Source organism: Neobacillus rhizophilus (assembly GCF_018343535.1).
In the GTDB taxonomy this organism is placed as follows: Bacteria; Bacillota; Bacilli; order Bacillales; family Cytobacillaceae; genus Neobacillus; species Neobacillus rhizophilus.
The window spans coordinates 104835-118806 of sequence record NZ_JAGYPF010000006.1 but is presented as its reverse complement, the minus strand read 5'-3'; the positions used below and the strand labels follow the sequence as shown (position 1 = coordinate 118806).

13 protein-coding genes are annotated in these 13972 nt (G+C 41.4%); 8 read left to right on the top strand and 5 right to left on the bottom strand.

Going from position 1 to position 13972, the window contains the following annotated elements; translation table 11 throughout:
• The first annotated feature begins 89 nt into the window (after positions 1-89).
• The 4 genes from fabF (at position 90) to KHA99_RS27855 (ending at position 4295) form a co-directional block, all read left to right on the top strand.
• On the top strand, positions 90-1331 hold the full coding sequence (gene fabF, locus KHA99_RS27870) for a beta-ketoacyl-ACP synthase II (protein WP_213120775.1): 1242 nt from the start codon (positions 90-92) through the stop codon (positions 1329-1331).
• A gap of 143 nt (positions 1332-1474) precedes the next feature.
• The gene (gene desA / locus KHA99_RS27865) at positions 1475-2506 is read left to right on the top strand and encodes a Delta(5) desaturase DesA (RefSeq protein ID WP_213120774.1); all 1032 of its coding nucleotides are present in this window, start codon (positions 1475-1477) and stop codon (positions 2504-2506) included.
• A gap of 79 nt (positions 2507-2585) precedes the next feature.
• Complete coding sequence (locus tag KHA99_RS27860) at positions 2586-3122, top strand: response regulator (protein ID WP_213120773.1); 537 nt, start codon at positions 2586-2588, stop codon at positions 3120-3122.
• Positions 3123-3515: 393 nt separating this feature from the next.
• Positions 3516-4295, top strand: a complete 780-nt coding sequence (locus KHA99_RS27855) for an SDR family NAD(P)-dependent oxidoreductase (RefSeq protein WP_213120772.1) — start codon at positions 3516-3518, stop codon at positions 4293-4295.
• Between the two features lie 56 nt (positions 4296-4351).
• Here the strand turns inward: KHA99_RS27855 and KHA99_RS27850 are convergent, their stop codons facing one another.
• Genes KHA99_RS27850 through KHA99_RS27840 form a run of 3 tightly spaced genes read right to left on the bottom strand, consistent with a single transcriptional unit; the run spans position 4352 to position 7892 of the window.
• The gene (locus KHA99_RS27850) at positions 4352-5437 is read right to left on the bottom strand and encodes a GerAB/ArcD/ProY family transporter (RefSeq protein WP_213120771.1); all 1086 of its coding nucleotides are present in this window, start codon (positions 5435-5437) and stop codon (positions 4352-4354) included.
• 43 nt (positions 5438-5480) lie between these two features.
• On the bottom strand, positions 5481-6674 hold the full coding sequence (locus KHA99_RS27845) for a Ger(x)C family spore germination protein (RefSeq protein ID WP_213120770.1): 1194 nt from the start codon (positions 6672-6674) through the stop codon (positions 5481-5483).
• A gap of 18 nt (positions 6675-6692) precedes the next feature.
• Positions 6693-7892 carry a Ger(x)C family spore germination protein gene (locus KHA99_RS27840; RefSeq protein ID WP_213120769.1) on the bottom strand — a complete coding sequence of 400 codons (1200 nt, stop codon included), beginning with the start codon at positions 7890-7892 and terminating at the stop codon, positions 6693-6695.
• A gap of 227 nt (positions 7893-8119) precedes the next feature.
• On the opposite strand from KHA99_RS27840, the gene KHA99_RS27835 reads away from it, so the two are divergent.
• Positions 8120-8353: a hypothetical protein gene (locus tag KHA99_RS27835; RefSeq protein ID WP_213120768.1), complete on the top strand. Its 234-nt coding sequence runs from the start codon at positions 8120-8122 to the stop codon at positions 8351-8353.
• 15 nt (positions 8354-8368) lie between these two features.
• Positions 8369-9499, top strand: a complete 1131-nt coding sequence (locus tag KHA99_RS27830) for a GerAB/ArcD/ProY family transporter (protein ID WP_213120767.1) — start codon at positions 8369-8371, stop codon at positions 9497-9499.
• 9 nt (positions 9500-9508) lie between these two features.
• Here the strand turns inward: KHA99_RS27830 and KHA99_RS27825 are convergent, their stop codons facing one another.
• Positions 9509-11137, bottom strand: a complete 1629-nt coding sequence (locus KHA99_RS27825; RefSeq protein WP_249366986.1) for a spore germination protein — start codon at positions 11135-11137, stop codon at positions 9509-9511.
• Between the two features lie 166 nt (positions 11138-11303).
• Here KHA99_RS27825 and KHA99_RS27820 point away from each other — a divergent pair, with 166 nt between their 5' ends.
• Together KHA99_RS27820 and KHA99_RS27815 are read left to right on the top strand one after the other, a co-directional pair.
• Complete coding sequence (locus KHA99_RS27820; protein ID WP_213120765.1) at positions 11304-12431, top strand: GerAB/ArcD/ProY family transporter; 1128 nt, start codon at positions 11304-11306, stop codon at positions 12429-12431.
• A gap of 137 nt (positions 12432-12568) precedes the next feature.
• A complete protein-coding gene (locus KHA99_RS27815) occupies positions 12569-13306 on the top strand; it encodes a YqjF family protein (RefSeq protein WP_213120764.1) in 738 nt (245 codons plus the stop codon).
• A 53-nt stretch (positions 13307-13359) separates the two neighbouring features.
• Here KHA99_RS27815 and KHA99_RS27810 read toward each other — a convergent pair whose 3' ends face one another.
• Entirely contained in the window at positions 13360-13947 is a 588-nt protein-coding gene (locus KHA99_RS27810; protein WP_213120763.1) for an undecaprenyl-diphosphatase, read from the bottom strand.
• Between the last annotated feature and the right edge of the window lie 25 nt (positions 13948-13972).

Genomic DNA, 13972 nt, shown 5'->3' with positions numbered 1-13972 from the left:
TATTAGGCGAACCACTCCAAATTAGGTAAAATAGAAGGAATGAGAAATTTTCAATGAATTAAGTGAATAAACAAGTGGGGGTTAGTAAGTTGAAAAGAAGAGTAGTGATTACGGGTATTGGAGCGGTTACCCCTCTCGGTAATGACGCCCTGACGACATGGGATAAGATTAAAAACGGCATTTCAGGCATCGGTCCGGCCACCTTGTTTGATACAGAAAAAGTCGATATCAAAATCGCAGCGGAGGTAAAAGACTTCGCACTGGAAAACTATATGGATAAAAAAGAAGCGAGGAGAATGGGGCGTTACAGTCAATTTGCGATTGCTGCGAGTAAAATGGCTGCAGCGGATGCCCGCATTCAAATCGGAACAGATATTTATCCTGAACGGGTCGGAGTATGGATTGGTTCAGGCATCGGCGGGCTGGGCGAATTTGAGGAACAGCATAAGAAATTTATTGAAAAAGGCCAAAGAAGGGTTAATCCGTTTACGATTCCGATGTTTATTCCAGACATGGCAGCAGGACAGGTGTCGATCGAACTCGGAGCGAAAGGAATGAACAATTGCTCCGTAACAGCATGTGCATCCGGTGCTAATTCCATCGGCGATGCTTTCCGCGTGATTCAAAAAGGCGATGCCGAAATGATGATTGCCGGAGGAACGGAAGCTACCATCACAGAAATGACGGTTGCCGGATTCTCTAATATGACCGCCCTTTCAAAAAATCCCGACCCAAACACAGCAAGCCGTCCCTTTGATAAGAATCGCGATGGATTTGTCATCGGGGAAGGCGCCGGCATCGTGATATTGGAAGAATTGGAACATGCACTAGCCCGTGGTGCCCGCATCTATGGTGAAATTGCCGGGTATGGGGCTTCAGGTGACGCCCATCATATCACAACACCGGCACCAGATGGAGAGGGAGCCCAGCGTGCGATGAAAGCAGCCTTGGAGGATGCTGGAATTTCACCTGAACAAGTGGACTATATCAATGCCCACGGCACGTCCACTTATTATAATGACTTGTATGAAACGATGGCCATCAAAGAGGTATTTGGCGGCCATGCCAACAACTTATCTGTAAGCTCGACCAAATCGATGACGGGACATATGCTCGGGGCAACGGGTGCGATTGAGGCTATTTTTTCGCTGCTTTCCATCAAGGAAGGGGTCATTCCGCCAACCATTAATTACGAAACACCAGATGAAGGTCTGGATTTAGATTACGTTCCAAATACAGCGAAAAAGAAGGATGTTCAAGTCGTCCTATCCAATTCCTTCGGATTCGGCGGCCATAATGCAACATTGATTTTTAAAAAATATAATAAATAAATAGCGGATTTTTCTACATATTTAGCTAAAAATTCGCCTTTTCATGACATTTGTCATATCTAGTCCATGACACATGCTACTAACGCAATCGTTTTCAATTCCCTATACTTGGTTTAACGACATAAAAGAAGGGAATTTGAAAAATGACCTTAGAAAGCACGAAACAATTACGAAAACAAGTTGCATCTTTTGAAAAATCAACAACAAAGCAAAGTATAGTGCAAATCATCAATACAGTCGTGCCATTTATTATATTATGGTTCCTTGCTTATCAAAGCTTGTCAGTCTCCTATTGGCTGGCACTGGTACCAGCTATTCTGGCGGCAGGATTTCTGGTCAGGATGTTCATTATTTTTCATGATTGCACCCATTATTCCTTCTTGAAAAGCCGACGTGCTAATCGAGTCGTGGGGACATTTATGGGGGTTTTGACGTTATTCCCGTTCGACCAGTGGGGGCATGATCATGCGGTTCACCACGCAACAAGCGGCAATCTCGACAAGCGGGGGACAGGCGATATTTGGACGCTGACAGTAGAAGAATATAAGGCAGCATCGTTCAGACTTCGTTTAGGCTATCGTTTATATCGCAATCCATTCGTTTTGTTTGGATTGGGGCCAATTTATCAATTCCTGTTAAAAAATAGATTTAACCATAGAGGCGCCAAACAAAAGGAACGCAATAACACCTATCTGACGAATGTTCTGATCCTGGCGTTAGCAGGACTGCTTTGCTGGGCGATTGGCTGGCAGGCATTCCTTATTGTACAAGGTACGATTTTCATGATTGCTGGAGCAGCAGGCATTTGGCTGTTTTACATCCAGCATACGTTCGAGGATTCTTACTTTGAAGAAGACAAGGACTGGGAGTATGTAAGGGCAGCAGTGGAAGGAAGTTCGTACTATAAACTGCCAAAGCTTTTGCAATGGCTGACAGGGAATATCGGTTTCCATCACGTCCATCATTTAAACCCAAGGGTACCAAACTATAAATTGGAAGAGGCGCACAATAATACGCTTCCGCTGCAAAATGTTCCAACCATTACACTGGCTACAAGCTTAAAGTCACTAAAGTTTCGCTTATGGGATGAGGAAAAGAAGGATTTTGTAAGCTTTAAAGAGGCCAAAGAGGTAATGAGAAATAGTGTTTCCATTCACGCAAAACCGGAGCTATAAATGACTATTATTAGCTGACTCCCCGTTTCTTTTTGGGGAGTCTTTGCATAATGGCAGGTACCGTCAAGGAGGGAACAAAATGATCAGAATCGTCATCTTAGATGATCAGGAAAGTCTGTTAGGAGTCATTGGTTCCCTGCTGAACCTAGAAGAGGACATGGAAGTGGCAGGCCAGGCCAGCAACGGGGAAGAAGCACTGACACTCGTGCACTGCTTAAAGCCGGACATTTGTATTATGGATGTAGAGATGCCTGGGAAGAACGGCCTTGAAGTTGCTGAAGCTTTAATGTCGGCGGGCTGTAAGGTTATCATTCTAACAACTTTTGCAAGAGCCGGTTACTGGCAGCGTGCCCTAAAGGCGGGTGTAACAGGCTATTTATTGAAGGACAGCCCGAGTGAGGAGCTGGTCGGTTCTATTCGCAGCATCATGAGGGGAGAGCGGATTTACGCTCCGGAACTAAAGGATGAACCCGATACAAGGCTAGAAACAGAGGAGTCAAACTGTCTCGATGGTAGTCCAAACACAGACACCTCAAATCAGCCATCAAACAAAAAGGGAACGGTCCGGAACTACTTTTCAGCAATCATAGAAAAAATGAAATTAAACGCTGGATAAACAGTAAGAGACACCTGCCGAATTGGTTAGGTGTCTCTTGTTTTTTGGCTGCGAGTCTTTAGGCTTAGTCACATGACTGCACAACTAATCTTCCTCTTCGGCGTAAACCTCAGTCGTCTTCTTATCCCTGCACTCCCAGCATTCGGCCCTGTTGCGCTCCATGATTGATAATTCCATTCCGCAAGAAATGCAGACATCCATCAAAAAAATTCCCCCTTTCTACAGGAAAATGGTAATGGGTATATATTTATGCAAAAAACTGCTTTGATATATCAGCTTCAGTTCGACAAATACCGTTGTAGGAGCCTAGAGTCCCGAAAATACCAACTTATTCATTTTTTCTGTATCATTAAGGGGAAGGATAAAAAGTGAATGAGAAAGGGGAACACTATCATGGAATTAGGTTTAATAGGGAAATCCGCCATAATTACGGGGGCAAGCAAAGGGATTGGCTTGGAAACGGCCCTTTATTTAGTGGGAGAAGGTGCAGAAGTCACGATTTGTGCCAGAAACGAAGACCGTCTCCAAGAGGCGGCTGCCTTTATTTTTGAAAAAACCGGAAAAGAAGTACTGTACGTTGTGGCGGATGTTACGAAGGAAGAGGATTGTCAGAAAGTGGTACAAGCAGCTGTAGAAAAATATGGGCGGCTGGACATTTTGGTGAACAATGCCGGTACGTCACAAGCCCACTCATTCGAAAAAGTGGAAACGGAGCTTTGGAGGCAGGATCTAGATTTAAAACTATTCGGGGCGATTCATTGTTCCCGTTATGCTGTACCATATATGCGGCAGGCAGGAGGAGGAGCAATCGTCAATGTGACAGCCATCCTTGGGAAAACGCCGCCCGCTTCTTCATTGCCAACATCCGTCAGCAGGGCAGCAGGGATGGCTCTTACAAAAGCAATGAGTAAAGACCTTGGCAAGGACAATATTCGCGCCAATACCGTTTGTATTGGTTTAATTCGCAGTGAGCAAATCGAAAAAATGTGGAAAAATCAAGCGCCAGATCTGTCATGGGAAGAGTTTTCAAGGAAAGACCGGCAAATTCCACTAGGCCGCATCGGAAATACGGAAGAAGCAGCGAAAGTGATTGCCTTCCTTGTCTCAGATGCCGCCTCTTATGTTTCAGGGGTAGCGGTGAATATCGACGGAGGACTGGCTGGAACGTTATAATCGGAAAAAAGAAAAGGCACCTAAACCAAAATTCGGATTAGGTGCCTCTTGCTTCCTCAAGCTTTTTTTCTAACTTTACTTAATATGAGTAACAATAAAGGGATTAAAAGACCAAAAGGCAGGGAAAAGACTGTCCACCATTCGGCTTGTTGGTCGGATTCAACAATATTCTTATTGATAATAAGAGACAGAAATAGCGTGATGAACCCTAGAGGAAAGGTTAAAGATTTATATTCCTTTAGTTTTAAAATTTGGCCCATGCATATAACCGATCCATAGAAATAAAGGGTGATCTTAATATAAATGGTAATGAACCAGATGAATGCCATAATCGCTTCAATGCGCTGCCAAAATCCGCCGATATTAATGTTGAGCGCCAGGACATAGGTGATAAATTGCTGATTTTCAGAAAAAAAGGCACCAAAGCACAAAATGCTCATTAAAGTGACAAGCGCTAACACGCATCCCCCCAATACTGTCCCAAGCAAAAATGACCTTTTAGCGGGTTTTGTCTGGTTAACAGCAGGGAAGACCATTAAAAATAATACCAATTGCAAATAAGGGGTTCCAAGAGATTTCACAGTTGCTCCCAATACTGGTTTTATTCCATTGTCTAATATCGGAAGGGCGTTATGAAAATGAATCATTGGCATAATTGAAATGATAAATATAACAAAAAGTACAAGAATAAACGGAAAGAAAATTTCTATCGCACGAGAAAAGGGCTCTAGGCCGTAACGGACAGCCATGATCATAATGACTATGAGCAGAATATGCACTGCCAGAATAGGTGTCTCTCGGAGAAGCTGGATAATTACAAAATCACCGAACTGCCGTACAAAAGTAGCGGTACTAAGGAAAAAATAAAAGAAATATAAAAGGGAAACGAGTTTTCCAAGCCATTTTCCTAATACCTTTTCGCAATATTGAGCAAAGTCCATATTTGGAAAACTGCTACCCAGTGCATTTAACATAAACACGAGCAGCAGTGCGAGCCCGACCACAAGAATACTAGCTAACCAAGCATCTTGTTTTGCAGTATGGATAAGTCCTGCTGGGACATACAAAACACTGCCTCCGACTATAAATAAAGCAATCATTATGGTAAATTGATGAGATGATATTTTACCCTTTTCAAGCATGTTTGTTCCTCACTTTTCTCAAAGGGGTAACATCCTTTAAGACCTATTTCATATTATTAAGAGGCGAATTGCTGATAGTGCCGGTTTGCCGGATGGATACATCAACCTTAACGGTAACAGGCATTTCGGAAAATGTCTGGTCCCAATTCTTTTTATATTTCTTCCACGCATCGGGTTCTGAGCGATAAAGTGCTTCCCCGAAACCGAAAATATCGATTTGATAATTTTTTTGAACATGCCCTATGGTCAATTTAATTTTTTCTTTGAGAGCTGTTTCTGATGCTTTTTCTAAATAAGAAATAGAGTTGGGGTTTGTTAAATCTAATCCTTTGCATTCTACTTCTCCGACATTTCCTCGCACTTTAATCCTCACTGACCCTTGAGGCTTCCCCTTCATCATATTTGCAGCAAGTTTAGTTTTTATTCCCATTACCTCAATGACGGCATTTCCACCCTGCGGGCATTTTACATTCCCTACACTGCTCTTCACTTTTCCTAAGGCATAATGAACATCCCTGCTTTCACTTTCATTTAACCATCCAATCAGTTTATCCTGTTTAAAAATCGCCACTCCTTTATAGTCCAAGGTTGTTTTCGGTTTCGTCCGTTCGATATTCTTAAGATTTGCCCCCTCATTTACATTTCCTCGTATTTCAACACCGGTTAAAATAGGACTAATCCCATTACTCGTCATGTTATTAACAAGTGTAGCTAAAGTAACACCTTCGGTTGGCGCCCAAGATTTCGCTGATGCCTCGAGGGAGTTAAACAAATTATTAGCTGGAATTTTTTCTAACGGAGTTAATACCTTTAAAACATCTGCTGCTTTAGCATTCTTGGCTACTGTTATGTAAAAATCATTGCGCACTTCCGGTTCCCTTAAAAGAGCGTCAACGATTCCCCCGATTCCCTCCTTTGCCAATTTCTCTCCGAAGACAAGGATTCGCATGTGCGCAAAATAAAGCTTTCTTGGAGCAGCCGTTGTTACTTTCCTGGCTGCTTCTAATAATGTGTCTCCTTTGCTTTGATAAACGACCACTGGTGCTTTGCCGCTGCCGCCTTTCTTTGAGGCAATTTCACTTGGATTGACTACTTGTGCAGTCACCACATATTGGTCCTGCTCTTTATCAACCCCCAATCCAAGTAAAATGGATAGTTCATTTAATTCCCGTTTGTTCCAGCAGCCAGAAAGGAGGATAGAACTTAAAAGTATGAGTATAAGGGTTTTTCGTTCCATCTCATTCCTCCAATTTGATTAATCCTTCATTAAATTTAAAGGAGAGTTCTTAATCATTCCTACATCGTGTATTTTTACAGAAATTTCCACATTCACCGGCATTTTTTCAAAAACTTGCTGCCAATCATTCTTGACTGAATGCCAATAATCCGGGTTAACACGGCGCGCAGCTTCACCGAAACCAAATGGATCGAGCTTATATTTCTTTTGCGAAGCATGTAGAGCCTTAAGAATGTTGTCTTTCATTTTTTTCTCTGCTTTCCGTTCTAACTGGTTGATGGTTTCCGGTTTACTTAAATCGAGTGTCTTGCAGTATACATCTCCCAGCTTTCCAGCTGCAGTAATTTTTATGTTTCCTGTTGGCTCACCGCCTGAAACCTTTGTTTTTAACTCTGTTTTTGTGTGAATCAGCTTAATGCTGGCAAGACCTTTTTCAGGGCAGGGTATGGTTACGATGGTACTTTTTACATTCCCTAAAGCGTAGTTGAGGCCTTTGCTTTCGTCTGTGGTTAACCATCCTAGTAATTTATCTTTTTTAAATACGCCAACCTCATCAAATTGTAAGTAGGTTTCTGCTTGAGATTGCTGATATTTCCCCAGACTTTCTCCCGCTTGCAGCGGTCCTTTTATCATAAGCCCAGTTAATTTGACATCCATTCCTTCATCTATTAAATCTGAATTCAATTGATCCAACGTAATGGGCAGTGTTGGTGCCCACTGTTTCTCCGAGGTTAGGAGTGAATCGTATAATTGCTGAACGGGAATTTTTTCTATGGCCGTTAAGACTTTTAAAACATCGCCTGCCTTGCTGTTTTTAGCGATTGTAATATAAAAATCAGTCCGCAATTCCGGATCCCTTGTCAAAAAGTCTAATGATTTACCAATCCCTTTTTTCGCAAATTCTTCTCCAAACACGAGCAGACGAAGATGAGAAAAATATAGTTTTCGTGGTGATTCGGTTGTCATTCTCCTGATTGCCTCGAATATTGTAGTCCCTTCTTCTTGATAAACAACCACAGGAGTATTGCCGCCGCTGCCTATAGATGCTGCAATCTCACTGGGATTTACGACTTGTGTCGTCACTAGGAATTTACCATCTGCTTTATCAATTCCCATTCCAATCACAATGCCAAGCTGATTTAATTCTCTTCGGTTCCAACAGGAAGTGAGAAGGATAAGAGAGCAGATGGAAACAAGTAAAAGGAATTTTCGGTTCATGCCATTACCCCTTTAAGCCTGTAAGCTAGTTATATGCTCTCCAAAATCTGGTTTTTTAAGCGAACAACTGGAAGGATGTTTTATTTTTTAAACAAAAACCAACAAATGAGATTCGCACCGTTTATTATGTTTACAATAAGTAAAGAATGGATGGCGAGTGAATATGAATAATGAAACGAAGAGTAGAGAGTGCACAGAATAACAGTGAATGAGAGGGAGTCCTTCCAATGCTAGGTATTGCAGTAACGTTAGTGGCAGCCATTATCATCACTGCTTTTGAAGTTCCAAAAATGCGAAAAAAAAAATTAACGAAGGAATTATGGACATTTTTGATCCTAATGGGTATGGCTGTAGGATTGGGCATAGCAGAAAGCTTGCATTTGAATATTCCGAACCCTCTTAATGGGATTAGAATGGTTTTACAGCCAATGAGTGATGTTATTAACGGATTGCTGAAATAGGTTCGGTGAAAGTGAATGGAAAATGTTAAAATAAGTGCAAGGCAACTAGCGATTCTAGTTATTTTGTTTTCTGTGGGTACGACCATCTTGGTGATACCTGGAAGTCTTGCTAGTGTGGTAAAACAAGATGCCTGGATGGCAGCAATTTTCGGAACAGTCTCAAGTTTTTTGGTAGTGGCTTTATACATCGCGATAGGGAGGATATTCCCAGCGATGACACTGGCTGAAATCTTGGAATCGGTTCTCGGGAAGTGGTTAGGTAAATTCATTTCCCTATCGTTTGTGTTCTTTGCCTTCTTTGATGCATCAGATTTAATATATTATGCTGGCAATTTCCTAACTACCCAAATTTTGCTGTATACCCCGATTGAAGCTATCCATATCATATTAGCGTGCATCTTATTGATGGGAGTCCGCCTTGGTCTTGAGACGGTGGCGCGCGCTGCAGAACTCTTCTTTCCTGTATTTATTTTTTTGTTCGTATTGCTTGTAGGATCCGTATTATTAACCTCTGATTTATGGAAGTTACAAAATCTAGAACCCATACTATTCACGGGAATAAAACCAATGATCCGGGCTGTATTCATTTTTTTAAGCAGTTTTTCTTTTCCATTAATCGTTATATTGATGATTTTCCCTAGTTCTGTGAAGCAGCCAAAGAAGGCTGAGAAATCTTTATTTATTGCCATCAGTACAGCGGGTGTTTGTTTAACCATCCTCATCATATTGACTATTTTAGTTTTAGGTCCTGAGACCAGTGCTAGACAGATGTATCCAAGCTATAATTTAGCTCAGTCGATAAAAATTGGGGATTTTTTGCAACGGATTGAAGCTATCTTGGCAATAATGTGGTTAATCACAATTTTTTTTAAGATGGTGATTTACTTTTACGCAGCGATTATCAGTTTTGGCCAAACCTTAAATATAAGAGATTACCGTCCGTTTACATTCCCTTTTGGGATGTTGGTGGTAGTGCTTTCCCTGTATTCACACCCTAATGTTACCCATTCAGCAAAATTTGACTATGAAATTTGGCCAGTTTACTCTTTGATATACGGACTTGCTCTTCCTTTATTATTATTATTGATTTATGGATTAAAGAAATATATAAAACATGAAAAAAAGAGAAAGCTGCCTTTGGAGTAAAGGCAGCTTTCATTCTTTTTGGGGGGATTTTGGGAAGGGAGTGTCTTCGCGTACGATATTGTTTTGACTGAATAAGCGGGGCCGTGTAGACATTGCCCATCTTGGAAATCGGAAAATGGCATCCTTTTGGTCCTCTTTGATAAAGGGCCCGAAGGGGGCCATATAAGGCACGCCAAATGAACGCAAGCTGCACATATGAAGAACCATAGCAATTAATCCTACAATGATTCCGAATAAACCAAATGAGGCCGCGATAGCCATGAAGGGGAAGCGCAGCATCCTGATGGCAATCGCTAACTCATAATTACTGACTATAAAGCTGGCGATGGCTGTAATGGCAACAACAATTACCATGGCAGCAGATACAAAGCCGGCTTCAACCGCTGCCGTGCCGATAACAAGTGTTCCAACGATGGATACTGCCTGTCCGATCGCTTTCGGCATTCGTAATCCTGCTTCTCGTAATATTTCAAAACTAACCTCCATCGCTAATGCTTCAATAAAGGCTGGAAACGGAACACCTTCCCGCTGGGCGGCAAGGGTAATGAGTAATTGCGTTGGCAGCATTTCCTGATGAAAGGTGGTGATGGCGATATAGAGAGAAGGTGCTAACAATGCAATGAAAAAACCTACATAACGCAGGAAACGAAGAAGCGTTGTAATATCTGCTCGGTTATAATAATCTTCCGGAGACTGTAAAAACTGTGCGAACACAATAGGAACTGTCATGACAAATGGTGTGCCGTCAACTAGAATGGCAACACGTCCTTCAAACAAATCGGCTGCTATGGCATCGGGCCGTTCTGAGTGATACATGGTCGGAAAAGGTGTCCATGCCCCATCCTGAATTAATTCTTCGATATAGCCTGTTTCTAAAATACTGTCAATCTTAATCCTGTTAAGCCTCTTACGTACTTCCTCGACAATCTTGTCATCGGCAATTCCTTTTATATACATAATGGAAACTAGTGTTTTTGATACTTTTCCAATTTTCCTTGTTTCAATCCATAGGTTGTGATCTTTAATTTTCCTCCTAATCAAGGAAGTGTTAACCCGGATATTCTCAGTAAATCCTTCACGAGGTCCTCTAATTGTCGTCTCAGTTGTAGGTTCCTCCACTGACCGCTGATTCCAACCTTTCATATCAATGGTGAAGCCTTTCGAATATCCATCAAATAAAAGAATCACTTTACCGGATAAAAGAGAATCCAAGAGATTCGTAAAATCATCTAGATCTTGAATGTCTCCGACTGTTAATACCATATCCTTTAAATAGGATAAAAGGTTTAAACCAGTGAATGTTTCTGTTTCGGCATCTATCATTCGTAAATCAATCATTAACGATTCCATTATGAAGTTTTGTGCAGCATGGCTATCAACCAAGCCGTCTGTAAAAACGACGCAGGCTTTAATCCTGCCATCCTTGCCAATTCTGATTTCTCTCGTAATAATATCGTCGCTGTTACCTAATAATTCTTTTATCTTTTGGATGTTATCCGTTAATACAAGCTCTATCGGTTCACTTTTTTGTTTCGCTTGGCTTTGCGTGGCGGGCTGTTTCGCTGTTTCCTTTTGAATCTCTTTCCATTTATCTTTAATGGATTTTTTATTTTTATTTTTAAAAAAATTCAAGGTCATTTCCCTCATATTCCTATTATATTTTAGGTTATTATTTCCTCTTACATTAGGCATATTCTATTTAACGAGGGTCATCATAAAACAATTATGTGGAGGTTTAATTTACCAGCTGAAAGCTCACAATAATGAATATTCATTTTGGTTGTTAGGGAAGGACATTAACCTAATGGAAAAGGCGAAGATTGATGCAAGGCAGCTGTTTTCTCTCATGTTTCTATTTCAATTAGGAACCGGCATTGTGACGAGCATAGGAAAGCATGCAAAACAAGATGCTTGGATATCAATCACACTTGGTATGGCCGGCGCCCTCATTCTATTTTTCTTTGTATACTTTCAAATATTCAAGCGGTATCCAACCCTTCCTTTTACTGGGGTTTTAGTTCAGGTATTTAGTAAATATATCGGGCTTCCTCTTGGTTTAGTGTATATTTGTTATTTTTTCTTTGCCGGTGCATTTAACGTCCGGCATTTAGGAGATACAATGGGGACCTATATTCTATCTGAAACACCGGTCCCTGTTATTATTTTCATCAGTCTTTTATTGGTTTCTTATGGCTGTTATTTAGGAATTGAAGTATTGGGAAGGACGGCGGAGATCTTAATTGGCGCAATGGTTGCCTTTGGCGTCATTGGAAATATAACGGTCATTGCTTCCGGGATAATAAAAATTGAAAATGTAAAGCCAGTTTTAGAGTTCGGCTGGCTGCCAGTGCTTAAACAGGCTGTCCCCTTAACGGTCTTTTTCCCATTTGGGGAAATCTTTCTTTTCTTGATGATTTTCCCCTACTTAAATAAGCCCGAATTGGTAAAAAGAACGGGTTTATTGTCCGTCTTGTTAAGTGGTTTAGGTCTTTCCTGGACCTTTCTTTTGGTTATTAGTGTAATCGGCGTAAACGCACAGAACGTTGAAATTCCGCTCCTTTTTGCCGTTGAAAAAATTAATGTCGGCCATATTATCGAGAGAATGGACTCGATTGTGGTTGGGACATTTGCCGTTGGATTTTTCGCGAAAATATTCCTATATGTTTATGTCGTGGTGATTGGATTAGCCGATATTTTTAAGTTTAAAAGGTATCAGCCTTTGATTTTACCAGTCGTTGGCCTCATCTTTATTACCTCTATCTTAGGGGCGAAAAATAAAGTTCTCTATCAAGATTTTTTTTATTTTAAAATGTGGTATGTAATTGCTTTACCGCTATTGGTCGGGATTCCTGTCATAGTCCTTATTGTGATTTGGGTTCGAAATTATTTTGGTTCATCACAAGCCAATATTCCGAATCAGAAAAAAAGTTAGATAAAAAGGATCGATAAAATATGGTGATAAATTGGCAGCAGGTCTTGGGTTCTTCCGACGATCTTGTCGCGCTTGATCAGGCGACTAGTGATGTGACAAAAGTGCCTTTAGCCAATAAAAAGCAGGGGTGAGTTCGAATGGAAATCCTTCATTCCTTTCAGGATGTATCGAAAAATTGGATTATGAAGCAATCATGGCGGAATTTATTATTTGCCCATTGGCCCGTTCCTGTGGATGTGATTCGTCCGTTGGTTCCTAAAGCGTTACAAATCGATACGTTTGAGAGATATGCCTGGATTGGGATTGTTATGTTTGTGATGGATGGGATTTTTCTGCGCGGGTTGCCGAGACTGCCGTTATTTGCAAAGTTCCCGGAAATCAATGTCCGGACCTATGTGAAATATAAAGGAAAGCCCGGCGTCTATTTTTTATCACTTGATGCACCGCATTGGGCAACTTATACCATTGCACGGAAGTGGTACCGGCTGCCGTATTTTTATTCTGAGATTCATGCTTGGGAAAACCGAGTGGAGTTTTCTTACAATAGTGTAAGGAAAGATCGGAAAAGCCCTTCTTCTCCAGTGGGATTTGACGGGAAGTTTAGCGCTTCATCAGAAGTTTATTTTGCAGAAAGCGGAACCCTTGATCACTGGCTGACAGAACGATATTGTCTATACAGTATCGATGCAAAAGGGAACATTTTTTGCGGCGAGATTGACCATTCCCCCTGGCCATTGCACCGTGCAGAAGCAGATATCTACCAAAATACCTTAGTTTCTCCTTTTAAGTTTGACCTTCCAAAGATAACACCGTTCCTTCATTTTTCACCTGGGGTTGATTCTATTTTTTCAAATATTAAGAGAGTAAAGGAATGAGTGAAAGTAAAAAATGGCAAACAGTCCGGTAGACTGTTTGCCATTTATACTATTTAGGATCTTCTTAATACGATGTTTTCCGCACGGTCATATAGCCCGATGACAAATTCGCCTAGCTTATTAAAGATAGAAAACCTCGCAAATAGATAATGAACTAAGAAGGCTGAGCCCACACCAATCACCATTCCGCCAATGACATCCAGAGGGTAATGGACACCGGTCCAGACGCGTGACAAGGAAATGCCAGAGGCAAGCAGCAGCCAAATCCAGCCATCGCGCTTCCGCCAAATCCAGATTGAAGCGGCGATGACGAAGGCTGCCGCCGCGTGGTCGCTCGGGAATGAGGCATTTCTGGCATGATGAATCAGCCAATGAACATGATGCGAGACAAACGGGCGATTGCGGTAAAAAAACATGCCGATCAAGACGTTGATTCCTAGAGCAAGGCAGGCGGAAAAACAAGCTTCGACGACCATTCTACGATTCTTTGCTTTTTGAAAAAACCAATAGAAAAGAATTCCTACCATAAACAAATACTCTGCTTTTTCTGCTAACAACACCATTAATGGGTTAAACACCCGTTCGCTGACCGCTAGATGATTAATCCATTGAAACATGGTGTAATCTAGATTGGATAACATGATGACCCTCCTAATGATGTATCTG